This is a genomic window from Saccharothrix variisporea (assembly GCF_003634995.1).
Lineage (GTDB): Bacteria > Actinomycetota > Actinomycetes > Mycobacteriales > Pseudonocardiaceae > Actinosynnema > Actinosynnema variisporeum.
Map to the genome: position 1 here is coordinate 439454 of NZ_RBXR01000001.1, position 22928 is coordinate 462381.

A 22928-nucleotide genomic window follows, 5' to 3' on the forward strand; every position below is an offset into this window, starting at 1 on the left:
CCTGCGCAAACGCCGACGCCCTCGAAGTGCCGGGTTACCGGTTCGTTACTTGACGGTCTCACCCGGACACGGCTGTCATGTGAAGCGCCAACCCCGGCCGGAGCGGATCCGGTCGCATTCGTCGGAAAGCCCCGCGTTCGCAGTGGGTCTCCGGCGTGCCCAAATACGGAAGGGGCCGGAAAATGAGACGAACCGGGCCACTGGTCGGTGCCGGTCTGCTGGTGGCGAGCCTGGTCGCGGGCTGCGGTGGCGTGGGCGACGGCAAGACCAGGATCACCATCGGGTTGTTCGGCAACTTCGGGTACCAGCAGCTGTTCGAGGAGTACGAACGCGCCCACCCCGACATCGACATCACCGACCGGACCGCCTCCTACTCCGACCACCACAAGAACCTCGCCGCGCACCTGGCCACCAACAACGGCGCGGCCGACATCGAGGCCGTCGACACCGGCTACATCAACCAGTTCAAGCAGAACCCCGACAAGTTCGTCGCGCTCGACCAGGGGCTCAAGGACCAGTGGCTGGCGTGGAAGTGGGAGGCCTCGCTGGCCAAGAACGGCACCCAGATCGGTTACGGGACCGACGTCGGCGGCCTGGCGATCTGCTACCGGCGCGACCTGTTCGAGAAGGCCGGCCTGCCCGCCGAACGCGACGCGGTGAGCGCGTCGTGGCCGACGTGGGAGAAGTTCTTCGAGACCGGCAGGCGGTTCCAGGCCTCCGCGCCGCAGGGCGTGAAGTTCTTCGACGGCGGTCCCACGGTGCTCAACGCCATCGTCGGCCAGGCGCCGGTCGGGTACTACGACCCGTCCGACCGGATCGTCGTGGGGGAGAACGCCGACCTGCGCAAGGGGTGGAACCTGGTCACCGCCGCCGTCGCCGACGGCCTGTCCGCGGGCCTGCTGTTCAGCACCCCGCAGTGGAACACCGGCATCAAGCAGGGCCAGTTCGCCACGATGGCCTGCCCCGCCTGGCAGATGGCCAAGATCAAGGACCAGGCGCCGGACACCAAGGGCCTGTGGGACCTCGCCCTGGTGCCGGGCGGCGGCGGCAACTGGGGCGGCTCGTACCTCACCGTGCCCAAGCAGGGCAAGAACGTGGAGAAGGCGCACGAGCTGGCCAAGTGGCTCACCGCGCCCGAACAGCAGGCCAAGGTGTTCGCCACCGCGGGCCTGCTGCCGTCCACGCCGAAGGTCTACGGCGAGCAGTCGATCAACCAGCTGACGTCGGAGTTCTTCAACAACGCCCCGGTGGGCAAGGTGTTCATCGAGGCCGCGCGCAACCTGCGGCCGCAGTACCAGGGGCCCAAGGCCGGTGACATCCAGACCGAGCTGGGCAACGCCATGCAGCGCGTCGAGCAGGGCAAGCAGAGCGCCGACGAGTCGTGGGCGCAGTTCGTCGGCGACGCCGGGCGGCTCGCCGGATGAGCGGGGACTGGCGCGAACGCCGCCACCGGTGGGACACCAGGTACGCGCCCTACGCCTACATCGCGCCGTACTTCCTGCTGTTCGCGGCGTTCGGCCTGTTCCCCCTCCTGTACACGGCGTGGGTCTCGCTGCAGGACCGCGACCTGCTCGCCGGCGACGCGGCGACCTGGGTCGGGCTGGACAACTACGTCCGGCTGCTCACCGAGGACCCGTACTTCTGGAACGCCATGGGCAACACGCTGAGCCTGTGGCTGCTCACCACCGTGCCGCAGATCCTGTTCGCGCTGGGCATCGCGCAGCTGCTCAACCGGCGCATCCGCACCCGCACGGTGTTCCGGATGGGCGTGCTGCTGCCCAACATCACCTCCGTGGCGGCGGTGACGATCATCTTCGCCCAGCTGTTCGGCCGCGACTTCGGCCTGGTGAACTGGGTGCTGGAGCTGTTCGGGGCGGGCCGGGTCGACTGGCAGGCGGGCACGGCCAGTTCGCACACCGCCATCGCGGCGATGGTGGTGTGGCGGTGGACCGGCTACCACGCGCTGATCTTCCTGGCGTCCATGCAGGCCGTGCCGACCTCGGTGTACGAGGCGGCCCGGCTGGACGGCGCGAGCCAGTGGCAGCAGTTCTGGCGGATCACCGTGCCGATGCTGCGCCCGCAGATCATCTTCTCCACGGTCATCGCCACCACCGGCAACATGCGGCTGCTGGCCGAGCCGCTGCTGTTCAACCCGGGCACGGCGGCGGCCACGGGCGGCTCGGACCGGCAGTTCCAGACCGCCGCGCTCTACCTCTACGAGCAGGGCTTCGCCAAGTACGACTTCGGCTACGCCTCGGCGATCGCGTGGCTGCTGGTCATCGCGACCGTGCTCGTCACCGGCCTGAGCTACCTCGCGGCACGCCGCATCCGGACGGACTGAAGGGGCTGTGGAGCCATGACCACCTTGCTGGACCGCCCGTCCGACGTCGCGCCGCCGGTCAAGCACCGGCGTCGGCGGCGGGCCGTGCCGCTGCCCGGACCGTGGACCTACGCGGCGCTCGTCGCGGTGCTCGCCGGGTCGGCGTTCCCGGTGTACTGGTCGCTCGTCGTGTCCTCGCAGACCGCCGACAAGGTGGACCAGGTGCCGCCGGTGCTGGTGCCCGGCGGCCACCTGTTCGCCAACATCGCCAGGGTCTTCGACACCACCGAGTTCGGCCTGGCGCTGGTCAACTCGCTGGTGGTGTCGGGCACCATCACGCTGTCGGTGGTCTTCTTCTCCACCCTGGCCGGTTTCGCCTTCGCCAAGCTGCGCTTCCGGGGCCGCAACGCCCTGCTGCTGGTGGTGATCGCCACCCAGGCCATCCCCACCGAACTGGGCGTCATCCCGCTGTACATGATGATGAGCGACCTGGGGTGGGCCGGCGAGCTGCCCGCGGTCATCGTGCCGGGCCTGGTGACGGCGTTCGGCGTGTTCTTCATGCGGCAGTACTTCGAGCGCGCGGTGCCCGACGAGCTGCTGGAAGCCGGCCGCATGGACGGGTGCAGCTCCCTGCGCCTGTACTGGCACGTGGTCCTGCCCGCCGCCCGGCCAGCCGCGGCCGTGCTGGGGTTGTTCACGTTCATGCAGGCGTGGAACGACTTCTTCTGGCCGCTGGTCGTGCTCGTGCCGGAGAACCCGACCGTGCAGACCGCCCTGTCCACTCTGGCCAGCGGCTACACGACCGACTACACCCTCGTGCTGACGGCGGCGACCATCGGCACGGTCCCGGTGCTCGCGATGTTCCTCCTGTTCGGCCGCCAGATCGTGGGCGGGATCATGCAGGGAGCGCTCAAAGGCTGACCGGCTGTTCCCGGGGCCGTTCGGCCCTGGTGGTCGACGTCTTCTGCTCCTGTCACCCCCGCTGCGCCGGGTGGAGGCTGGGCGGTGCCGCGGCGCCTGTCCGCGGCCTGGTGGAGGAGGCGACGATGGCGCGATTATGGCTGGTGGGAGCCGTGGCGGCGATGCTGGCACTGGGCGCGAGCCCACCGACCGGCGCAGCTACCGCGACAGCGGAACCGACCACACCGTCGGTGCAGAACACAACGACGGAACCGACTGGAGCCACGACGCCGACGGAGCCGACGGGGGCCGCCACGCCGACGGAGCCGACGGGGGCCGCCACGCCGACGGAACCGACCGTGCGCGGCGACCTCACCGGCACCGTCTACCGCGACGCCGACCTGGACGGGGTGGTCGACGCGGGCGAGGCGTTGCCGGACACCGATGTGTTCGCGAACGGCGGCACCCCGTACGAGACCTACCAGACGAGGAGCGACGCTCAAGGCCGCTTCGCTTTCCGGGACCTGTCGAGCGGCCCGTACACGGTGAGCACGACCAACGACGACAACTGGTTCTACGTCCCCGCCTCCGCCCAGGTGGGGGAGGGCAGCACACCGGACGTGCTCGTTCGCGGCCTCCGCCAGTTGTCGAGCACCGTCACCCTCGCCGTCTCCTTCGACCGCGCCAACCACCAGCAGGGCGACACGGCTCAGTTGACGGTCAGCCTCACCAACAGCGGCCCGACCCTGTCGGGTATCGCCGCGAGCTACTCCACCGAAGGCGGCTCGCCGCAGCTGGACCTCGGTGAGCTGGCCGCCGGCACCGCGCTGCCCGCCGGGGAGACGCGGGTGTTCACGATCCCGGTCCCGATCGACGCGACGATGGCGGACAACGGCTTCCTCCGCGTCCAGCTGAGCATCTTCTCGCGCGAGGTCGCCAACGGAAGCGTCACCCAGGCCGCGTTGCTGGGCGTGGTCGGTGCGCGGGCGCCGAGGGTGGTCGGAAGACTGGCCACGTACCCGACCGGGAACCTCAAGCCGGAGGCGCGCTGGCCGGTGCCGAACGCGGTCGTGTACCTGCGCGACCAGATCAGCGGCGCGCTCGTGGAGCGTGCGACCACCGACGACGCGGGGCACTTCGAGTTCACCGACGTCCCGGCCGGTCTGTACCACTTCGGCGTCGTCGGGCCGTGGCGGATCACCGTGGGCGCCCAGTTCCGCGTCCGGGCGAGCGAGGACCCGGCGGTGACGTCGCACCTGGTCCTGGTCCTCCCCGGCCCCGACCAACCCGACCCGGGCTACCCACCCGCGGACCCCGAGCCACCGGCTGACCCCGAGCCACCGGCCACCGGCCCGGAGAGCCCCGAGTTGGCCACCACCGGCCGGGACGTGGTCTGGCTCGCGCTGGGCGGACTGCTCGCCCTGGCCCTCGGCGCGGCCGCCGTCTTCACGACCCGCCGCCGCACCACCTGACCGTTCGCTCGCACGTCCTGGAGGGGCCCTGGGAAGCGGGGCCCCTACCCCGGCTCCGACCGCGACCGCGACCCCAACCCCGGCCCCGACCGCAGCCCCGGCCGCGGCCCTGGCGCCAACCGCGGCCACCGCCCCGACCCGGCGCCGACCGCACCCCCGGCCCCGACCGCGACCCCGACCGCAGCCCCGGCCCCGGCCCCAACCGCGGCCGCACCCCGGCCCCAACCGCGGCCCCGCCTCGACCCGGCCCCGACCGCGACCTCGACCGTGGTCCAGCGTCTCAGCTGGGGGCTTGGTGGAGAAAACCTGCCCGTAACATCTTGACGCCGCTGGTTGTTATCGTTCACAGTTCGCTCGGCGCGTTCGCGCGCACCGCCGGCGGTTCCACCATCCCCAATATCTCCCCAATCGTGCCCGGATTGCCTTGTGCAGATTGTTAGCGCTAACAAGGCGTCCTGAAAGGAACGGTGCTATGTCGGTCGGGTTTGCGCGCGCCGCGAGGTGGCGGCGCTGGCGGTCCGGGGTGGCCGCCGCGGCGGTCGCGGTGGTTGCCGGCGGGGTGCTCACGGTGGCCCAGGTGCCGGCGTCGGCGGCCACAGTGGACACCACGGCCTGGTACGTGCTGGTGAACCGCAACAGCGGCAAGGCGCTCGACGTCAGCGGTGCGTCCACAAGCGACGGTGCCGCGCTCATCCAGTGGAGCCGTTCCAACGCCACCAACCAGCAGTTCCAGTTCGTGGACGCGGGCGGCGGCTACTACAAGCTGCGCGCACGGCACTCCGGCAAGGTCGTCGAGGTGCAGGGAGCTTCGACCGCGGACGGTGCCGCCGTGGTGCAGTGGACCGACTGGAGCGGCGCCAACCAGCAGTTCCGCCTGGCCGACTCCGACAGCGGTTACGTCCGGCTGATCAACCGCAGCAGCGGCAAGGCCGTCGAGGTGCAGGGCGGCTCGACCGCCGACGGCGCCCGCGTGGTGCAGTGGAGCGACTGGAACGGCAGCAACCAGCAGTGGCAACTGGTCCCGGTCGGCGGGGGCAGCACCACGTGCTCGCTGCCGTCGACCTACCGCTGGACCTCGACCGGCCCCCTGGCGAGCCCGAAGTCCGGCTGGGTGTCGCTGAAGGACTTCACCTCCGTCGTCCACAACGGCAAGAACGTCGTCTACGCCACGACCCACGACACCGGGGACGCCTGGAAGTCGACCAGCTTCAGCCCCTTCACGAACTGGTCCGACATGGCCACCGCCACCCAGAACGCGATGCCGTTCAACGCCGTCGCGCCGACGCTGCTGTACTTCGCCCCGAAGAACATCTGGGTGCTCGCCTACCAGTGGGGCTGGCCGGACACCTTCTCCTACCGCACCTCGACCGACCCCACCAACCCCAACAGCTGGTCCGCGCAGCAGACGCTGTTCACGGGCACCCTCCCGCAGGGCGCGCCCCTCGACCAGACGCTCATCGCCGACGGCACGAACATGTACCTGTTCTTCGCCGACGACCTGGGCAACATCTACCGCGCGAGCATGCCCCTCGGGAACTTCCCGGGCAACTTCGGCTCCAGCTACACGAAGATCATGAGCGACACGCCGGAGCGGCTGTTCGAGGCCGTCGAGGTCTACAAGGTCAAGGACCAGAACCAGTACCTGATGCTGGTCGAGGCGCAGAGCTCGAGCGGGCGCTACTTCCGCTCCTTCACCGCCACCAGCCTGAACGGCACGTGGACCCCGCAGGCCGACACCGTGACCAACCCGTTCGCGGGCAAGGCCAACAGCGGCGCGACCTGGACCAACGACATCAGCCACGGCGACATCGTGCGCACCAACCCCGACCAGACCAAGACCATCGACCCGTGCAACCTGCAGTTCCTCTACCAGGGGCGTGACCCCAAGTCCGACGGCATCGACTACGGCCTGCTGCCTTACCGGCCGGGCGTGCTGACCCTGCAACGCTGACCAGGCGGATCCGGTACACCAGCCGCAACGGGCGGGCTCGGCGCGATGCCGGGCCCGCCCCCGGCGCGTTCCACCGCCCACCGGATCCCTGCCGGTCGTCGGCGGATTCGTGCCGAGCGGGTCAGGGCTGGGGGCGGACCGCGAGTCCCGGGTTGCCCGATGGCGTGAAGCTCGCCCACGTCGCCGGGTCGCCGGTGTGGTAGATCGTGGCCTTCGGGCTCTCGGTGAAGACGTCGGCGTCCTGCCTCGGTGGTGTGGGTCCCAAGTAGACCGCGGTGAGTGACGGGTTGCCGCGGAGCGCGCCCGGGCCGAGTCGGGTGACGCTCGGGATGACCACTGTGGTCAGGTTCGGGTTGTTGGTGATGGCGTTGTGCCAGACCGTGGTCAGGCGGGGTGCGTGCAGCAGGCGCAGGTTCGCGAAGCCGGTGACCGCGTTCTTGTCCATCTCGGTGAGAGCGGGCAAGCGCAGGGTGACGAGCTGGTGGTTCAGGTCGAAGCAGTTGATGCCCAGGTACTCCAGCTCGGGCAGGTTGACCGCGACCAGCTCGTGGCTGTCGTTGAGCGCGTTGCGGCCGAGCCGGCGCAGGTGGGGTGCGGTGAAGTACCGGAGGCGGGAGGCGTCGTCGAACGCGAAGTCGTCGACCTGGGTGGCGTTGGGCAGGTTCACCTTGGCCAAGTACTGGTTGCGGCGGAAGGCGTCGTGGGCGATGGTGGTGGCGCTGGGCAGGTAGAGGACGCCGAGCTTGGCGTAGGGGGCGTGGCCGAACGCCATGACGCCGATCGACCGGGCGCCGCGCAGGCTCACCTCGCTGAAGTTGTGGTTGCTGAACGCGCCATCGGGCACGGTGTCCAGGTCGTCGAGGACGAGCTGCTCGACCCACGTGTCCCACCAGCCGTTGTGCCACAGGTACGGCGACTTCCCGCCCCGCGCTTGCTGCCCCGCGCACGGCAGTCCGGAGTCGGGGGTGCACTCCCGTCCACCCTGGATGCTGCGCAGGTTGTAGACGTGGAGCCGGGTGAGCTTGGACAGGCCGAGGTCGCGGTGGACGTTCTGGAGGGCGGCGAGGTCGGCGTCGGACAGCGCCGTGCCGCCGGTGAGGTACAGCGCGATCCCGGTCGCCTGGGCGAGTTCCGGTGTGCGCTCGGCCAGGCGGGCTTTGAGGGCGTTGGTGGTGACGTCGTACTGGAACGCCGCGGTTCCCCCGGGCAGTCGGTGGTCGCCGGGCTTGCTCGGCCGGTAGCTGTAGCCGTCGACGCGGCTCAGGTCGGGGTCGGTGGCGAAGACCGGGTCGGGCCCGGGATCGGCGGTAGGGTCCTCGCGTGGCGGCGTGGTCGTGGACGTGGTGGTCGTAGTCGTGGGTGTGACGCTTGTGGTCGTCACAGGGGAGTCGGAGGTCGGGGCGACCACGGCGGCGGGCGGCGGGGAGGAGTCGTCGCCCGAGGCCAGGACGACCGCTCCGGTCGCCGCGACGGCCAGCACGGTTCCGATGACGAGGAGGGTTTTTCGCTGCATAGCGGATGTGAACGCTAACATTGAGTGATCGCGTCAACAAGGCCGACTTCGCCCGAGGAGAACCGCATGAAACGCCCCCAGCGCTACGGCATGGTGATCCGGTTGCGCCCGGAGCGCCGCGAGGAATACCTGAGGTTGCACTCGGCCGTGTGGCCCGCTGTCGAGAAGACGCTGCTGGACGCCAACGTCCGGAACTTCTCCATCTTCCTGCACGGCGACCTGCTGTTCGGTTACTACGAGTACATCGGCGACGACCACGACGCCGACCAAGCCCGCATCGCCGCCGACCCGGAGACCCAGCGCTGGTGGACCTTCACCGACCCGTGCCAGGAGTCGCTGGCCCCGGCCGGCTCCGGCCACTGGTGGGCGCCCATGCAGGAGGTCTGGCACCTGGACGACCCCGCCTGACGACCCCGGCCTGACAACGCCGAGCGCGGGGAGGGGGGCACCGTGGCGCTCACCCCTCCCCGCGTGCGGTCAGCTGGTCACCGCGAAGGTGGCGTCGCTGCGAGCGACCGAGGTCGTGATCGGGTCGAGCCTGAGCTGGTAGGCGTAGTGGCGGATGTAGTGGTCGGGGTGGTTGTAGGACTGGAACGAGGTCCACGACGACGACGCCAGCCCCGGCACCTGGCGGAAGGTCGCGTCCGCCGCGAACTGCGCACTCCCGTCGTAGGGCGCGAGCACGAAGTCGTAGTTGATGTGCCGCAGGTAGTAGCCGGGGTAGTTGACGGACTGGATCGACACCGCCGACGCGTCGGCCAGGCCGGGCGTGATCCGGAACTGCGAGTCCTGGACCGGGGTCACGCCCGCGTCGATGCGCACGTCGAAGTTGGCGTGCCGGACGAACCGGTCCGGGAAGTTGAAGGACTGGAGGCGGTTGATCGGCCGGGACACGCCGTACTTGCCCAGGACGCGGCTCTCCTCGGCGGCGGTCAGGCTCATGATGCCGCCGTGGCGCTTGCGGTTGGTGCCCAGGGAGTAGTCCGACACCGTGCGGAAGTTGGCGGTGCTGCCCAGGTTCGTGGACGTGATCGGCATGTACCCGCGGCCGGTCGCGAACTGGTCCAGCCACAGCGCCCACTCGGTGCGGCCGTTGAACGGCATCCACATCGGACCCTCGACGACGTTGCCGCCGGTGGCGCCGTTGGAGATGCCCATGTGGGACAGGTCGCCGATCCGCGTCCACGCGCCCAGCACGCTGTTGCTGCCCTCGATGGTGATCTGCCCGTCGGCGGAGGCCCGGTAGTAGCGGAAGCCGCCGACGCTGGTGGGCGACTCGACGATCTGGGTGTCGATGATGCCCTGGCTGCCCGGTCGGTCGATGTAGAGCTGCGGGGCGGTGAACGAGACGAAGTCCCGCGTCCGCACGTAGTAGATCCGGTGCTTCTTGACGCCGTTGAGGGTCGCGTTCGTCGCCCAGTAGACGACGTAGTCGCCGCTCGCCGGGTCGTAGATCGCCTCGGGCGCCCACGCGTCACCCGCGCCCGAGATCGCCCCGGCCACGTTGATCAGGCGCGGCGCGGACCAGTTCACCAGGTCCCTGGACTCCCAGGCGACCAGTGAGGTGCTGCCGCGGTTGGCGGCGTCGCTCCACGACGTGCCGCTGGCGATGCGCAGGTCGGTGGCGATGATCCAGTACCGGTCACCGCTGGGGGAGCGGACGATCGCGGGGTCGCGCACGCCCTTCGTGCCCACAGTGGACAGCAGCACCGGAGCGCCGTCGTTCAGGTCGGTCCAGTGGAGGCCGTCCTTGCTGTGCGCGAAGTAGAGCTGCTCGCCGATGGCGGTCTCGCCGGTGAAGTGCGCCATCAGGTAGCCGGTGAAGGGGTCGGCGGCCGACGCCCGGTCCACGGCGACCAGGACGTGGGCGGTGAGCAGCAGCAACGCCGTGAGCAGGGTCGCACCCGCGCGCGACAGTGTTCGTTGCACGGTCTTCCTTCCTGGCGGTTACAGGGTGGGGACGATCGGGGCGATGGTGCCGTCGGCGTTGAAGACCATGCGGTCGACGGTGACCTCGCGGTTGGTGCCGTTGCCGCCGGGCACGGCGAAGCGGTGGTAGGCGATGTACCAGGTGTCCGTACCTGGCACTTGGACGACGGAGTGGTGGCCGGTGCCCTTGATGCCCAGCTCCAGGCGCTTCTGCAGCACGACACCGCGTTTGGTCCACGGGCCGAGCGGCGAGGGACCGGTGGCGTAAGCGACTTGGTAGTTCTCGTCGCGGGTGTCGTTCTCCGACCACATGAAGTAGTAGGTGCCGTTGCGCTTGAGCACGAAGGACGCCTCACGGAACCCGGTGGTGGTGATGGTGCGGACGGCCGCGGGGTCGAAGGACACCATGTCGGCGTTCAACGGCACCACGTACGCCGCGCCGTTGCCCCAGTACAGGTAGGACCGCCCGTCGTCGTCGGTGAACACCATCGGGTCGATGGCCTGCCCCGGGTAGGTGCCACCCCGGACCAGCGGTGCGCCCAGGGCGTCGCGGAACGGCCCGGTGGGGGAGTCGGACACGGCGACGCCGAGGTGCTTGCGGGTGTCCCCCGAGGCCGCGCCGCCGCTGAAGTACAGGTAGTAGCGGCCGTTCCTGGCCACCACCGCCGGTGCCCACGCCGAGTTGTCCGCCCAGGACACGTCCGGTCCGTGGTCGAGGATGACGCCGTGGTCGGTCCAGTTCACCAGGTCGGTCGAGGAGAACGCCTTGTAGTAGGGGGCGGACCAACTCGCGTAGCCGTCCGTGGTCGGGTACAGGTAGTACCGGCCGTTGAAGTAGGCGATGTGCGGGTCGGCGAACAGGCCGGGGATCACCGGTCCCTTGGTGGTCTTCGGCGTCCACGGCGTGGTCAGCCGGAACGAGCTGTCCGCGCGGAACCCCGCGGTGTCCTCGAACTTGTCCACCCACAGCTCGAAGTTCCGGTGCCGCAACCGCCGGTCGGGGTAGTTGACCGGCACCAGCGACACCGAGCCCGCCACCGACCCGTCCACGGGGCAGAAGGTCGCGTCCTCGCGGAAGGTCGGCGTGCCGGCGTTGGCCTCCAGGCGGATGCGGAAGTCGTAGTGCCGCAGGAACATCCCGTTGGCCGCTTGGAAGGAGTAGCAGGCGGGCGACGCCAGGCCGTTGACGATGGTGAAGGTGGCGTCGGACTTGGTCTGCGCCGAACTGCCCGAGGTCACGGCGTCGAGCCGGCCCAGGTAGTCGGCGTGGCGGACGAACCGGCCGGGGTAGTTCACCGCTTCCAGCGACCGGGCTCCCGTGGGCAGGGTGGCGGCGGACGCCGGGAGGGCGGGCAGGGTGACGGTCGAGGCCAGGACGAGGGAGGACACCGCGAGCAGCCGTGCCCGTCGGTTCATGACGTGCTCCGTTCTCCGTTGAGCGGGGCAAGTGCTGGTTAGCGCTAACATCTCACTTCGTCGCCGCCCCCAGTCAATCTCACTTGGTGCGGCTGACGCAGGGCCAGCGAAATTGTTAGCGCTAACTTTCGAGCGGGCACCATGACACCACGACGGCGACTCGGGCGTCAACGCCCCGTGCGGCCGACGTAGTCGATGCGGCCGAAACGAGCAGGATCCGTCGAAACGATTCGACAGCGCATTCTCATTGCATTCGCCAAGTCCTGGTCAATAGCCTCCCGGGTGGTTGTCGAACCGTTTCGACACAACGCGCGAGGAGTGCAGATGCGACATCGTCAGGCAGTGCTCGCCGTGGGGGCCGCCGGCGCGCTGGCTCTGGCCGGCATCGGGATGACGGCCCTTCCCGCCTCGGCGGCCTCCGGCTGCTCGATCACCTACGCGGTGCAGAGCCAGTGGCAGGGCGGCTTCACCGCGTCCGTGGCGATCACGAACCTCGGCGACCCGGTGTCGAGCTGGACGGCGGCGTTCGACTTCCCGAAGACCGACCAGAAGGTCGGTCAGGGGTGGAGTGCCACGTGGACGCAGTCCGGCACACGGGTGTCGGCGGCGAGCCTGGGCTGGAACGGGTCGCTGGGGACGGGCGCGTCCACGACGATCGGGTTCGTCGGCTCGTGGCGTGACGCCAACCCGGTGCCCACGTCGTTCTCCCTCAACGGCACCACGTGCAACGGCACCGTCCCGACCACGACCACCACGACCACCACGACGACCACCCCGCCGGGGGACGAACCGGCGCCGAAGCTGCACGTCTCCGGCAACAAGCTGGTGACCGCGGACGGTGAGCCGTACCGGTTGCTCGGGGTGAGCCGGTCCAGCAGTGAGTTCGCCTGTGTGCAGGGCAAGGGGATGTGGGACGGCGGTCCGGTGGATCAGGCGTCGGTGGATGCGATGAAGACGTGGAACATCCACGCGGTGCGGATCCCGTTGAACGAGGAGTGTTGGCTGGGTGTCAACGGCTCGCCCGGCGGGGCCGCGTACCAGCAGGCCGTGAAGGATTACGTGGATCTGTTGGTGCGCAACGGGATCAGTCCGATTCTGGACCTGCACTGGACGTGGGGTGCGTACACCAACAGTCCGGATTGGCATTGCAAGGACGAGCACGCGGTGTGCCAGAAGCCGATGCCGGACGCGAAGTACGCCCCGCAGTTCTGGGCGGGCGTGGCGAGTGTGTTCAAGGGCAACGACGCCGTCGTGTTCGACCTGTTCAACGAGCCGTACCCGGAGATGGCCGCGGACTGGAACAAGACTCTGGGCTGGCAGTGCTGGCGTGACGGCGGCACGTGTACCGGTCTGCCCTACGAGACGGCCGGGATGCAGGACCTGGTCGACGCGGTGCGCGCGACCGGTGCGACCAACGTGCTGCTGTTGGGCGGGTTGGAGTGGGCGAACGACATGCGGGAGTGGCTGGCGTACAAGCCGACCGACCCGCGCAACAACCTGGCCGCGTCCTGGCACGCCTACAGCTTCAACGCCTGTGCCACCGAGTCGTGTTGGGACACCCAGGTCGCCCCGCTGGCCCAGCAGGTCCCGGTCGTGCTCGGCGAGTTCGGCCAGGACAACTGCGGTTTCGACTACATGGGGCGGCTGGCGGACTGGGCCGACGCCCACCACATCAGCTACCTCGCGTGGACGTGGACCCCGTGGGGCTGCACGTCCGGCGCGGTACTGATCAAGGACTGGGCCGGCACCCCCGAACCCGGCATCGGCGAGGGCTACAAAGCCCACCTCCTCACCCAAGACCCCTACGCCACTCGCTAACCTGACGACCCACTAGAGCCGCCCCTGCCGACGACCCGGCGGGGGCGGCTCTCGTGCACGAGCGCGACCACGACGAACCGTGTGCGTGGCACTGACAACAGGCCGATGTCAGCGCAAGCTATGACCGAGGCCACAACGACTCGTTCCGGGGGTGTCGACCATGCGTGCCCGTGATCTCGCCGAGGACTACCCGCTCGTGAAGCTGAGCGACAACGCGTTGGACGTCGCGCGTCTCATAGCCGAGCAACGCCGTCCCGGCGTGGTCGTGGTGGACGACGACCGCAAGCCGGTGACCGTGCTGCCCGCGTCCCAGGTGCTGCGGTTCAGCGTGCCCGGGTACGTGCAGGAGGACCCGTCGCTGGCCCGGGTCTACGACGAGCAGGGTGGCGCAGACGTCTGCGTGCGCAAGCTGTCGGACCGGTCGGTCGGGGAAGTCCTGCCGCCCAAGGAGAAGCGGTACGAGTTGCCGATGGTGACCGGTGACGCGACGGTGCTGGAGTGCGCCGCGACGATGGCCCGCCTGCACACGCCGCTGATCGTGGTCGCCGACCACGACCGCATCCACGGCGTCGTCACCGCGTCGCACCTGTTGGAGGTCATCCTGAACGCCTCGGAGTCGCCCGCATGACGCTCGGCCAGGTCTTGGCGGTGGTGGTGTTCGTCGGGGCGTACGTCCTGATCGCCACCGAGCGGGTCCACCGCGTCGCCGCCGCCCTCGGTGGCGCCGCGCTCATGCTCGCCCTCCGCCTGACCGACGGTGAGACCGCGTTCCACTCCCTCGACGCCGGCATCGACTGGAACGTGGTGTTCCTGCTGCTGGGCATGATGGTCATCGTCGGGGTGCTCAAGCAGACCGGCCTGTTCGAGTACCTGGCCATCGCGGCGGCCAAGCGCGCTCGCGGCAGGCCCTACGCGATGCTGGTCGTGTTCGTGGTGATCACCGCGACGGCATCGGCCGCGTTGGACAACGTCACCACGGTGCTGCTGATCGCGCCGGTGACCTTCCTGGTGTGCGACCGGCTCGGGCTCAACCCGATCCCGTTCCTGATCGCCGAAGTCATGGCGTCCAACATCGGCGGCACCGCGACCCTGATCGGCGACCCGCCCAACATCATCATCGCCAGCCGCGCCGGGTTCTCCTTCAACGACTTCCTCGTTCACCTGGCACCGTTCATCGTGGTGCTGATGGTGGTGTTCGTGGTCGTGTGCCGGTGGCTGTTCCGCGACGCCTTCCGCTACGACGAGAAGCGCGTCGCCGAGGTCATGGCGCTATCGGAGCGGGAAGCGATCCGCAACCGGACGCTGCTGTGGCAGAGCCTGGCCGTGCTCGCGCTGGTGCTGGCCGGGTTCACCCTGCACAGCGCGCTGCACGTGGAGCCGTCGGTGGTGGCGCTACTGGGCGCGGGCCTGCTGGTGCTGATCTCGAAGGTGACCACCGAGGAGGCCATCGCCGACGTCGAGTGGGAGACCTTGGTCTTCTTCATGGGCCTGTTCGTCATGGTCGGCGCGCTGGTCGAGACCGGGGTGATCGGCGAGGTGTCCCACGCGCTGGCCGGCGCGGTCGGCGGTCAGCCCCTGGTGGCGGTGCTCGGGCTGCTGGGGATCTCGGCGGTGCTGTCGGCCGTGGTGGACAACATCCCGTACGTGGCGACGATGTCCCCGATCGTGGGCGACCTGGTATCGGCGCAGGGTGGCACGGCCCAGTCCGAGGCGCTGTGGTGGTCGCTGGCGCTGGGCGCGGACCTGGGCGGCAACGCGACGGCGGTGGGCGCGAGCGCCAACGTCGTCGCCCTGGGCTTGGCGGCGCGCAACGGCACACCCATCAGCTTCTGGACCTTCACCCGTTACGGCCTGGTGGTCGCGGGCCTGTCGGTCCTGCTGGCCGCGCCCTACCTGTGGCTGCGCTACTTCGTGGTCGGGTGAGCCGGCACGCCGTCGACCACGCACTGTGCGGCTCGGTTCCCTGATCCGGTGGAAAGGGGAGCCCGGTCGGTGACACCCACGGTCCACAGAGGACGCCTCGCCGCCGCGGTGCCACGATGGGCGGGCCTGGGGACCGGTGCACCGACCCGTGGAGACGACGATGACGTACCGGAGGCGGCTGTCGGTGGTGCTCGTCGCCGCCGCGATCGTGGTGGTGAGCACGGGTGCGGTGTCGCCGCTCGCCGGGGCCGAGCGCGGCGCGGTGGACCTGGTGCTCGACGGCGACTCGCTGACCTGGGACCGGATGGTCGAGGTGCTGGAGGCGGACCGGGTGAGCGTCCGGCTGGACCTCAAAGCGCGGCAGAAGATGGCCGACGCCCGCGGCGGTGCCCTGGACGCGCTCGCCGGCGGGCAGCGGGTGTACGGCTGGAACCAGGCGCTGGGCCCGCTGAAGGACCAGCCGCTGGCCGAGGCCGACCGCGTGGAGTTCCAGCGCCGCGTGCTGCGGTCGCACGCGGCCGGGGTCGGTCCGGCGCTGCCGGACCGGGTGGCGCGGCTGGCGCTGGTGCTGCGGGCCAACACGATGGCGCGCGGCACGATGGGCGTGCGGCCGGAGTTCGTGGACCGGATCCTGGCGCTGGTGCAGGCCGGGGTCACGCCGCGGATGCCCGAGATCGGCTCCCTGGGCACCGGCGACCTGCAACCCATGGCCGCCGCCGGCCTGGTGCTCACCGGCGAACCCGCGCCGGCCCGCTTCCGAGGTCGGGAGGCCCCGGCGCCCGAGGTGCTGGCCGAGGCCGGCCTGCCGGTGGAGTTCACCCTGGCGCAGGGGGAGGCGTTGCCGCTGATCAGCGGCAGCAGCGTGCTCACCGCGCGTTACGTCGACGCGGTCGTGCGGGCCGAACGCCTGGCCGACACCTTCGACGGTGCCTTCGCGCTGTTCCTGGAGGCGACGAGGGCCGAGCAGGGCGCGTTCGACGCCCGCACCCACGAGGAGCGGCGCATCCCCGCCGAGGAGCGGGCGGCGGCGACGGTCCGGGCCCTGGTCTGCGGCACCGGGTGGATGACCGACGAGGGGCGCAAGCGGCTGGGCGAGGACCACCCCCGCGTGCAGGACGCGGTGTCCGTGCGCGCCACCCCGCACATCACCGGCGCCTTCCGGCAGCGGCTGGCCGACGCCCGGGGTCACGTCGAGCGCGAGGCCAACGCCTCCACGTCCAACCCGCTGGTCTTCCCCAAGCCCGGCGGCGGCCACGAGTTCGTGATGGGCGGCAACTGGGACGCGGCCCTGCTCGGCCACGAGATCGACTCGCTCAACGCGCAGGTCGCCGACCTGGGCGTGCTGTCGCAGGAGCTGTCCGCGCGGCTGCTGGCCGACAAGTGGAGCTACCACCTGCCCGCGAACCTCGCGGGCGGCGAGGTCGGGCTGAACTCGGGCCTGGTGCAGGTCCAGACCGTCGCCGTCGCCCTGGTGCCGGAGATGCAGCGGCTCGCCACCCCGGCGGGCACGCTGTCGAGGCCGGCGAAGTTCGGCCAGGAGGACCACAACACCATGGCCATGGCGTCCGTGCGGGCGCTGCACGACAACCTGGACCGCCTCGACACCGTCCTGGCCGTCCAACTCCTCATGGCGGCCCAGGGCATCGACCTCATCAGCGAGAAGATGGCCGGCCTGCCCCTCGGCGCGGGCACCCGCCGCATCCACGACCTGGTCCGCCGCCACGTGCCCCGCCTGGACGACGACCGCTACCAGACCCCCGACCTGGAGAAGACCACGGACCTCGTGCGCGGCGCGGAGATCAGCCGCGAGGTCCGCGCCGCCACCACACCCGGCGAGAACCGGTGCGCGGCCTGAGCCGCAGTCCTCACCGACCACCGCTCGGCGCACCGCCGAACGTCACGTCCGCGGCCGGGACCACCCGGAGCGTGCCACCCGGGTGGATCGCCGTGCCGAGGACCCGGTTGTGGTGGGCGATGACCTGCTCGGCGGTGAGACCGGCAGCCGGGTCGCCCTCGACGGCGGGCGAGTGGGCGTCACCGACCAGCACGACGTCCAGTCCGTGGCTGAGAGTCGAGCGGGCGGTCGCGTCGACGCAGTAGTCGGTCGCCAGACCGGCCAGGACGATGGTGTCCACTGTGGACTCGGCGAGCCGCGCGGCGAGATCGGTGCCGTAGAAGGCGTCCGTCGCGGTCTTGTGGATCACGACGTCTGACGGCCCGAGCCCGAGCCCGGGACTGAGCCGCGTACCGGGGGAAGCGGGGTCGAACGCCGAACCGGCCGGCCCCACCTGCCGCAACGCCACCACAGGCACCCCGTGGTCCCGGGCACGCCGCACCAGCACCGCGATCCGCTCGACCAACTCCTCACCACGCCAGACCAACGGCACCAACATCTCTTGCACATCGACAACCACCAACGCGGCCCTCATGCCACCCCAGCCTAGGGTCGTCGAGGTGTTCAGCCCTCTTCCGAGCCGGCCGGGTGGGGTTTGCGGAGCTTGGTGGCCATGACGGCGGCTTGGGTGCGGCGTTCGAGGCCGAGTTTGGCGAGCAGGTGGGAGACGTAGTTCTTGACCGTCTTCTCCGCGAGGAACATCTTCTCCGCGATCTGCCGGTTGGTCAGGCCCTGGCCGATGAGGTCGAGGACGGTGCGCTCCTGCTCGGTGAGCATCCGCACGGGGTCGCCCTCTTCGCGTTCCCGCCGGATGCGGTTGAGCAGGGCGGTGGTGGAGCGGGCGTCCAGGAGGGAGCCGCCGGAGGCGACGGTGCGGACGGCGTTGACCAGGTCGTTGCCGAGGATGCGCTTGAGGACGAAGCCCGAGGCGCCGGCCATGATGGCGTCGAACAGGGCCTCGTCGTCGGTGAACGAGGTGAGCATCAGGCAGTTGAGGTCGGGCAGGCGGGAGCGCAGTTCCCGGCACAGTTCGATGCCGTTGCCATCGGGTAGCCGCACGTCCAGGACGGCGACGTCCGCGCCGCTGCCGGGGACGCGGGCCAGCGCTTCGGCGACCGAGCCGGCCTCGCCGACCACCTCCAGGTCGTCGGCGCTGTTGAGCAGCTCCCTGACCCCGACCCGGACGACCTCGTGGTCGTCGACCAAGAACACCTTCACCCTGCCCACCTCCGCCGCACGGACCTGACCCTCCCGGCCGGACGCGCCGCCGAACAGGGTAGAAGGTCCCTGGTGCCGGTCACGGCGTGCGAGCGGCGATTACCACGATCGAGCGGGTCGAACGACGGCGCAGTCGGCCGTTGTACAGTTGAAGAAGTTTTCAACTCTGCAACTCCCCGGAGGTGGGGCGTGCCCCTCCCGCTGCACGAGGCCAAGGCCGAGTTCTTCCGGATCCTCGGGCACCCCGTGCGGATCCGGGTGCTGGAGCTGCTCCAGGACGGACCCAAGCCGGTGCGCGACCTGCTGGCCGACATCGGGATCGAGGCGTCCAGCCTCTCCGCGCAGCTCGCGGTGCTGCGCCGGTCGGGGGTGGTGCGGGCCAACCGGGACGGCACGACCGTCGTCTACGCCCTGACCAGCGACGACGTCGGCGAGTTGCTGCGGGTCGCGCGGAAGGTGCTGACCGGGCTGCTCGACGGGCAGAACGAGCTGCTGGCGATGTTGCGCGCCGAGGAGCGGGCGTGACGGCGTTCCTGCCGGTCCGGGCGGACTGGGTCGGTGCGACGCGGCGCGACCTGGTGGCCGGGGTGACGGTGGCGGTGGTGGCGTTGCCGCTGGCGCTGGGGTTCGGGGTCGCCTCGGGGCTGGGTGCGGCATCCGGCCTGGTCACCGCGGTGGTGGCGGGTGCGTTGGCGGCGGTGTTCGGGGGTTCCAGCCTCCAGGTGTCCGGGCCGACTGGTGCCATGACGGTGGTGCTGGTGCCGATCGTGGCCCGGTACGGCGTGGACGGGGTGCTCACGGTCGGGCTGCTCGCCGGGGTGCTGCTGGTGGTGCTCGCGGTGGCACGGGCCGGGCGTTACATGCGGTACGTGCCGGTGCCGGTGGTGGAGGGCTTCACGATCGGCATCGCCGCGGTGATCGCGTTGCAGCAGGTCCCGGCCGCGCTGGGTGTGCCTGCGCCCGAGGAGGACCACGTGGTGGGGGCGGTCGTGGCGGCCGTGGCCGAGTTCGTGGCGGCGCCGCGGTGGGAGGCGGTCGCGCTGGCCGGCGGGGTCGCGGTGGTGGTGCTGGTGGGCGCGCGGTGGCGGCCGGGGGTGCCGTTCTCGTTGCCCGCGGTGGTCGTGGGCACGCTGGCCGCGCAGTGGCTCCCGGTCGCGCGGATCGGGGACCTCCCGGCGTCGCTGCCCGCGCCTTCGCTGGCGTTCCTGGACCTGGGTGCGGTGTGGTCGCTGCTGCCCTCGGCGGTGGCGGTGGCCGCGTTGGCGGCGTTGGAGAGCCTGCTGTCGGCGGCGGTGGCGGACGGGATGAGCGTCAACCAGCGGCACGACCCGGATCGCGAGCTGTTCGGGCAGGGGTTGGCGAACCTGGTGGTGCCGCTGTTCGGCGGGGTGCCCGCCACGGCGGCCATCGCGCGCACGGCGGTCAACGTCCGTTCCGGCGCGACCTCGCGGCTGGCGGCGTTGACCCACGCGGTGGTGTTGCTGCTGATCGTGCTGGTCGCCGCGCCCTGGGTGTCGCGGGTTCCGCTGGCGGTGCTGGCCGGTGTCCTGCTGGCCACGGCGGTCCGGATGGTCGAGGTCGGTTCGGTGCGGGCGTTGGTGCGCTCGGGCCGCTCGGATGCGGCCGTGCTGGTGTTGACGGCGGTGGCGACGCTCGCGCTGGACCTCGTGACCGCCGTGATCGTCGGCCTGGTGCTGGCGGGGGTGTTCGCGTTGCGCGCGGTGTCGCGCACGGCCCGGCTGGAGGAGGTGCCGCTGGAGCCGGGCGACCACCGGGCGGAGGAACGGGCGCTGCTGGCCGAGCACATCGTGGCTTACCGCCTGGACGGTCCGCTGCTGTTCGCCGCGGCCCACCGGTTCCTGCTGGAGCTGACCGAGATCGCCCCGGTGTCGGTGGTGGTCCTGCGGATGTCCCGGGTGTCGGCGATCGACGCCACGGGCGTGCACGTGCTGCGCGATGCCGTGCGCCGCTTGGAACACCGGGGGATCACGGTCCTGATGTCGGGCGTGCGCGAGGAACACCGGCGGGCGTTGGGCACGCTGGACGTACGGGCGTTCGACCACACCCCGGACGCCATCGACCACGCCCGCGCCCTGCTGGAGGAACGCAACCTCCTGCCGTGAACTGGCTGATGTCGGCCGATTGCCTGATAGCGCGCTCGCCCGCACGTCCGAGTCGATACGCTCTGGCCGGGCCACGTCACCGCGGGGGAGGGGACCATTCCATGCCACCTGGTCGGATAGCGCCGAATCCCGATCATCCGCTGATCCGGCACCTGAACGGCGATTTCGGCAACGCGCAGTACATGATCGCCTGGCTGCACCGGCTCTACATCCAGCTCGAAGGCCCGATGTACCCCGGGTACGACCGCTACCTGGACATGGAACACGGGAACCCGTACTACTTCGGTATCACGACCGAGGACTACCTCCACCCGCTGGACGTGCTGAGCGGTCAGGACATCGCCCTGATGGAGAGCGTCCACCACATCCTGGAGAGCGCCCGGTACAAGAACGACAACAACCGGACCGACGATCGGATCAGCCAGTTCGTCTTCAACGACCTGAACGCCGACCTGGAACGGGCGCAGAACACCTGGAAGGGCGCGACGGCCGACAGCGTCCACCAGTACCGCAAGGATTTCCAGAACTTCTACCCGGAGCACCAGAAAGCGATCGGTCAACTCGGCAACTGCCTGGTCGCCTACGCGGGTGTGATCCGTGAGGCCCGCAAGGACGTCGACAAGATCGTCGGACAGTTCTACGACGCGCTGGAGAACTACTACTACTCGTCGAGCTTTCCGCTCGACTACGTCATCGTGGTCCTCGACCTGCTCGTCGGCTTCATCTTCGACAAGCTGCCGCTGAAACCCACCGAGGAGCGCATCTTCAGCGCCGTCCTCGGCAAGGCGATCAGCGACGCGGGCACCCAAGCGGGCCAATCGGTCGGGGGCGACGACCTGCTGGACATCGCGAAGGCCTACCTCACCGCCGCCAACGACGTGTGCGACAAGGCGAAGGCGCAGATCAGGGCGCTCACCGAACGCCTGCGAACGGAGGTCGAGACCACCCTGCTGAACATGGGCCCGGTGCCCGTGCCGTCACCTCCCGCGACCGTGTCCGACGGGTTCGAGGTGGACTTGGGCGTGCTGGGCACCCTGGTCGCCACCACGGCGTCGTCCATCGCCTACTTCGAGCAGAACGCCCGAGACCTGCACATCGGAGCCAGTGGCGTGACTTCGGGCTACCCGTTGCTCGGCGGGCAGGGTGGGTCCGGCGCGTTCTTCCACACCGGCAAGGACTTCTCCGACGCGTTCGTCGGGGCGTACCAGCGCGTCACCGACACGTACCAGGCCTTCATCGACGGGCTCAAGCGCCTCCACCAAGGCCTTCAAGACGCCTACGACACCTACAACGCCACGGAAACCCAGGTCAGGCAGTCGTTCGGCAGCCTCGCGGCGACGTTCGGGAAACTGTGATCCCGTCGTCGGAACCGGGCTTGTGGTTCGAGGTCCGATCCCGTAGCCCTGAAGCCCCGCTCCGGCTCGGGTTCCAGCGGCTGATGGCAGCCTGCCGCCTGGCACGTGTTCCCTGACTTGGCTCAAGATCGCTGATCTTGGGCAACCCGATCGGGTCGCCGGCATCCATCTCATGCCGCCGCTCGCACCGCCCGATCCGGCCACGTTGGACGACCTCACCGGTGCCGAGCGGGCGGCGCTCGCGACACTGCGGGAGGCGGACGAATGGGGCTCCGGATACTCGGCGCAGCAGTCGACCCGGCCGCAGACGGTCGGCTACGGGCTGGTCGACTCGCCGGCCGCCCTCTGCGCCTGGATCGTCGAGAAGTTCTGGTCGTGGACCGACTCCGGTGGCGACCTGCATCGGGTTAGTACCCGGGATGAGCTGCTCGACAACCTGATGCTCTACTGGCTGCCCGGCTCCGGTGCCTCATCCGCCCGGCTGTACCGGGAAAGCCTCCGGCAGGTCAACGAATGGATCTCCGGGTCGGCGGTGGGCGGAGCGCCGGTTCCCGAACATCCGGTACTGGAACGAGCCCGGCAAGGGCGGCCACTTCGCGACGTTCGAGCAGCCGGCGTTGTTCGTCGACGAGGTCCGGTCATTCTTCCGGCTGGCCCGCTGATGGTCACCCGTTCTCGGTAAGCGGCTGGCTGAAAACCAACAAGTGCCCATCGGGTGTCCGTACGTTGAAGTCGCGCATCCCGTAGGGCCGGTCAGCCAGTGGCTCGACGATGTCGGCGCCGCGGGCGCGCAGCTCGTCGTGGCAGGAATCGACGTCGTCGACGATAACCGTCACCCTGGCCGGGCCGACGCTGCTTTCGGCGTACAGGTGGAACTCGGCGGTGTCGCGGATCACGGCCGCGTAGCTAGGTGGGGTCTCCCAGGTGAATATGGTGTCGAATCCGAGCACGTCCGTGAAGTACGACCGCGCTGCCTGCACATCTCGGCACGGCAGCACGGGAACCGCCACCCGCATGACCATTCCGTCACCTTACCCGACTTTGGCTCAAGATCGCTGATCTTGGGTAGAGTGCTGGCTGTTGAGCTGCGGTCTCG

Annotated in this window: 20 protein-coding genes; 14 read left to right on the forward strand and 6 right to left on the reverse strand. The window is 70.0% G+C overall.

From position 1 onward, the window contains the following. The first annotated feature begins 182 nt into the window (after positions 1–182). The 5 genes from DFJ66_RS01930 (at position 183) to DFJ66_RS01955 (ending at position 6643) form a co-directional block, all read left to right on the forward strand. Entirely contained in the window at positions 183–1424 is a 1242-nt protein-coding gene (locus DFJ66_RS01930) for an ABC transporter substrate-binding protein (RefSeq protein ID WP_121217352.1), read from the forward strand. After that, positions 1421–2341 (forward strand): carbohydrate ABC transporter permease, encoded by a 921-nt coding sequence (locus DFJ66_RS01935; protein ID WP_121217354.1) that lies wholly within the window; start codon positions 1421–1423, stop codon positions 2339–2341. The genes DFJ66_RS01930 and DFJ66_RS01935 overlap by 4 nt, the downstream gene beginning before the upstream one ends. Positions 2342–2356: 15 nt before the next feature. Continuing rightward, positions 2357–3241, forward strand: coding sequence for a carbohydrate ABC transporter permease (locus tag DFJ66_RS01940; RefSeq protein ID WP_121217356.1), 885 nt, complete (start codon positions 2357–2359; stop codon positions 3239–3241). A 125-nt stretch (positions 3242–3366) separates the two neighbouring features. Further along, positions 3367–4692 (forward strand): carboxypeptidase-like regulatory domain-containing protein, encoded by a 1326-nt coding sequence (locus tag DFJ66_RS43285; RefSeq protein ID WP_211350929.1) that lies wholly within the window; start codon positions 3367–3369, stop codon positions 4690–4692. 472 nt (positions 4693–5164) lie between these two features. Next, positions 5165–6643, forward strand: a complete 1479-nt coding sequence (locus tag DFJ66_RS01955) for a non-reducing end alpha-L-arabinofuranosidase family hydrolase (protein WP_121217358.1) — start codon at positions 5165–5167, stop codon at positions 6641–6643. A 121-nt stretch (positions 6644–6764) separates the two neighbouring features. On the opposite strand, the gene DFJ66_RS01960 is transcribed toward DFJ66_RS01955, so the two are convergent. Then, positions 6765–8156, reverse strand: coding sequence for a leucine-rich repeat protein (locus DFJ66_RS01960; protein ID WP_121217360.1), 1392 nt, complete (start codon positions 8154–8156; stop codon positions 6765–6767). A 66-nt stretch (positions 8157–8222) separates the two neighbouring features. Here DFJ66_RS01960 and DFJ66_RS01965 point away from each other — a divergent pair, with 66 nt between their 5' ends. Then, positions 8223–8564 carry an L-rhamnose mutarotase gene (locus tag DFJ66_RS01965; RefSeq protein ID WP_121217362.1) on the forward strand — a complete coding sequence of 114 codons (342 nt, stop codon included), beginning with the start codon at positions 8223–8225 and terminating at the stop codon, positions 8562–8564. A gap of 69 nt (positions 8565–8633) precedes the next feature. On the opposite strand, the gene DFJ66_RS01970 is transcribed toward DFJ66_RS01965, so the two are convergent. Beyond that, positions 8634–10085: a glycoside hydrolase family 43 protein gene (locus DFJ66_RS01970; RefSeq protein ID WP_121217364.1), complete on the reverse strand. Its 1452-nt coding sequence runs from the start codon at positions 10083–10085 to the stop codon at positions 8634–8636. A gap of 18 nt (positions 10086–10103) precedes the next feature. After that, positions 10104–11501, reverse strand: a complete 1398-nt coding sequence (locus DFJ66_RS01975; protein ID WP_170199080.1) for a family 43 glycosylhydrolase — start codon at positions 11499–11501, stop codon at positions 10104–10106. Positions 11502–11825: 324 nt separating this feature from the next. On the opposite strand from DFJ66_RS01975, the gene DFJ66_RS01980 reads away from it, so the two are divergent. The 4 genes from DFJ66_RS01980 to DFJ66_RS01995 all read left to right on the forward strand — a co-directional run bounded on the left by DFJ66_RS01980 (position 11826) and on the right by DFJ66_RS01995 (position 17097). Continuing rightward, on the forward strand, positions 11826–13319 hold the full coding sequence (locus DFJ66_RS01980) for a cellulase family glycosylhydrolase (protein ID WP_121217368.1): 1494 nt from the start codon (positions 11826–11828) through the stop codon (positions 13317–13319). Between the two features lie 160 nt (positions 13320–13479). Further along, complete coding sequence (locus DFJ66_RS01985; protein ID WP_121230509.1) at positions 13480–13947, forward strand: CBS domain-containing protein; 468 nt, start codon at positions 13480–13482, stop codon at positions 13945–13947. Further along, positions 13944–15242: an ArsB/NhaD family transporter gene (locus tag DFJ66_RS01990; RefSeq protein WP_121217370.1), complete on the forward strand. Its 1299-nt coding sequence runs from the start codon at positions 13944–13946 to the stop codon at positions 15240–15242. The genes DFJ66_RS01985 and DFJ66_RS01990 overlap by 4 nt, the downstream gene beginning before the upstream one ends. Before the next feature lie 160 nt (positions 15243–15402). Then, positions 15403–17097 carry an HAL/PAL/TAL family ammonia-lyase gene (locus DFJ66_RS01995; protein WP_121230511.1) on the forward strand — a complete coding sequence of 565 codons (1695 nt, stop codon included), beginning with the start codon at positions 15403–15405 and terminating at the stop codon, positions 17095–17097. A gap of 10 nt (positions 17098–17107) precedes the next feature. Here the strand turns inward: DFJ66_RS01995 and DFJ66_RS02000 are convergent, their stop codons facing one another. After that, positions 17108–17671, reverse strand: coding sequence for an isochorismatase family protein (locus DFJ66_RS02000; protein WP_121217372.1), 564 nt, complete (start codon positions 17669–17671; stop codon positions 17108–17110). A gap of 29 nt (positions 17672–17700) precedes the next feature. Beyond that, entirely contained in the window at positions 17701–18354 is a 654-nt protein-coding gene (locus tag DFJ66_RS02005; protein ID WP_397556355.1) for a response regulator transcription factor, read from the reverse strand. Positions 18355–18543: 189 nt separating this feature from the next. Between DFJ66_RS02005 and DFJ66_RS02010 the strand changes: the two genes are divergently transcribed. From DFJ66_RS02010 to DFJ66_RS02025, 4 genes are all read left to right on the forward strand, one after another. Further along, positions 18544–18879: an ArsR/SmtB family transcription factor gene (locus DFJ66_RS02010; protein WP_121217376.1), complete on the forward strand. Its 336-nt coding sequence runs from the start codon at positions 18544–18546 to the stop codon at positions 18877–18879. Beyond that, positions 18876–20477 (forward strand): SulP family inorganic anion transporter, encoded by a 1602-nt coding sequence (locus DFJ66_RS02015; RefSeq protein ID WP_121217378.1) that lies wholly within the window; start codon positions 18876–18878, stop codon positions 20475–20477. The genes DFJ66_RS02010 and DFJ66_RS02015 overlap by 4 nt, the downstream gene beginning before the upstream one ends. 101 nt (positions 20478–20578) lie before the next feature. After that, on the forward strand, positions 20579–21832 hold the full coding sequence (locus DFJ66_RS02020) for a WXG100 family type VII secretion target (RefSeq protein ID WP_147459151.1): 1254 nt from the start codon (positions 20579–20581) through the stop codon (positions 21830–21832). A gap of 172 nt (positions 21833–22004) precedes the next feature. Continuing rightward, positions 22005–22514 carry a hypothetical protein gene (locus DFJ66_RS02025; protein ID WP_246029528.1) on the forward strand — a complete coding sequence of 170 codons (510 nt, stop codon included), beginning with the start codon at positions 22005–22007 and terminating at the stop codon, positions 22512–22514. Here DFJ66_RS02025 and DFJ66_RS02030 read toward each other — a convergent pair. After that, on the reverse strand, positions 22498–22854 hold the full coding sequence (locus tag DFJ66_RS02030) for a bleomycin resistance protein (protein WP_121217382.1): 357 nt from the start codon (positions 22852–22854) through the stop codon (positions 22498–22500). The two genes, DFJ66_RS02025 and DFJ66_RS02030, sit on opposite strands and share 17 nt — an antisense overlap. Positions 22855–22928: the final 74 nt, after the last annotated feature.

What these genes read in the sequence shown, in the direction of transcription:
- DFJ66_RS01930 (WP_121217352.1), top strand. Translation starts at nt 183, where the DNA reads ATGAGACGAACCGGGCCACTGGTCGGTGCCGGTCTGCTGGTGGCGAGC.
- DFJ66_RS01935 (WP_121217354.1), top strand. Translation starts at nt 1,421, where the DNA reads ATGAGCGGGGACTGGCGCGAACGCCGCCACCGGTGGGACACCAGGTAC.
- DFJ66_RS01940 (WP_121217356.1), top strand. Translation starts at nt 2,357, where the DNA reads ATGACCACCTTGCTGGACCGCCCGTCCGACGTCGCGCCGCCGGTCAAG.
- DFJ66_RS43285 (WP_211350929.1), top strand. Translation starts at nt 3,367, where the DNA reads ATGGCGCGATTATGGCTGGTGGGAGCCGTGGCGGCGATGCTGGCACTG.
- DFJ66_RS01955 (WP_121217358.1), top strand. Translation starts at nt 5,165, where the DNA reads ATGTCGGTCGGGTTTGCGCGCGCCGCGAGGTGGCGGCGCTGGCGGTCC.
- DFJ66_RS01960 (WP_121217360.1), bottom strand. Translation starts at nt 8,156, where the DNA reads ATGCAGCGAAAAACCCTCCTCGTCATCGGAACCGTGCTGGCCGTCGCG.
- DFJ66_RS01965 (WP_121217362.1), top strand. Translation starts at nt 8,223, where the DNA reads ATGAAACGCCCCCAGCGCTACGGCATGGTGATCCGGTTGCGCCCGGAG.
- DFJ66_RS01975 (WP_170199080.1), bottom strand. Translation starts at nt 11,501, where the DNA reads ATGAACCGACGGGCACGGCTGCTCGCGGTGTCCTCCCTCGTCCTGGCC.
- DFJ66_RS01980 (WP_121217368.1), top strand. Translation starts at nt 11,826, where the DNA reads ATGCGACATCGTCAGGCAGTGCTCGCCGTGGGGGCCGCCGGCGCGCTG.
- DFJ66_RS01985 (WP_121230509.1), top strand. Translation starts at nt 13,480, where the DNA reads ATGCGTGCCCGTGATCTCGCCGAGGACTACCCGCTCGTGAAGCTGAGC.
- DFJ66_RS01990 (WP_121217370.1), top strand. Translation starts at nt 13,944, where the DNA reads ATGACGCTCGGCCAGGTCTTGGCGGTGGTGGTGTTCGTCGGGGCGTAC.
- DFJ66_RS01995 (WP_121230511.1), top strand. Translation starts at nt 15,403, where the DNA reads ATGACGTACCGGAGGCGGCTGTCGGTGGTGCTCGTCGCCGCCGCGATC.
- DFJ66_RS02000 (WP_121217372.1), bottom strand. Translation starts at nt 17,671, where the DNA reads ATGAGGGCCGCGTTGGTGGTTGTCGATGTGCAAGAGATGTTGGTGCCG.
- DFJ66_RS02020 (WP_147459151.1), top strand. Translation starts at nt 20,579, where the DNA reads ATGCCACCTGGTCGGATAGCGCCGAATCCCGATCATCCGCTGATCCGG.
- DFJ66_RS02025 (WP_246029528.1), top strand. Translation starts at nt 22,005, where the DNA reads ATGCCGCCGCTCGCACCGCCCGATCCGGCCACGTTGGACGACCTCACC.
- DFJ66_RS02030 (WP_121217382.1), bottom strand. Translation starts at nt 22,854, where the DNA reads ATGGTCATGCGGGTGGCGGTTCCCGTGCTGCCGTGCCGAGATGTGCAG.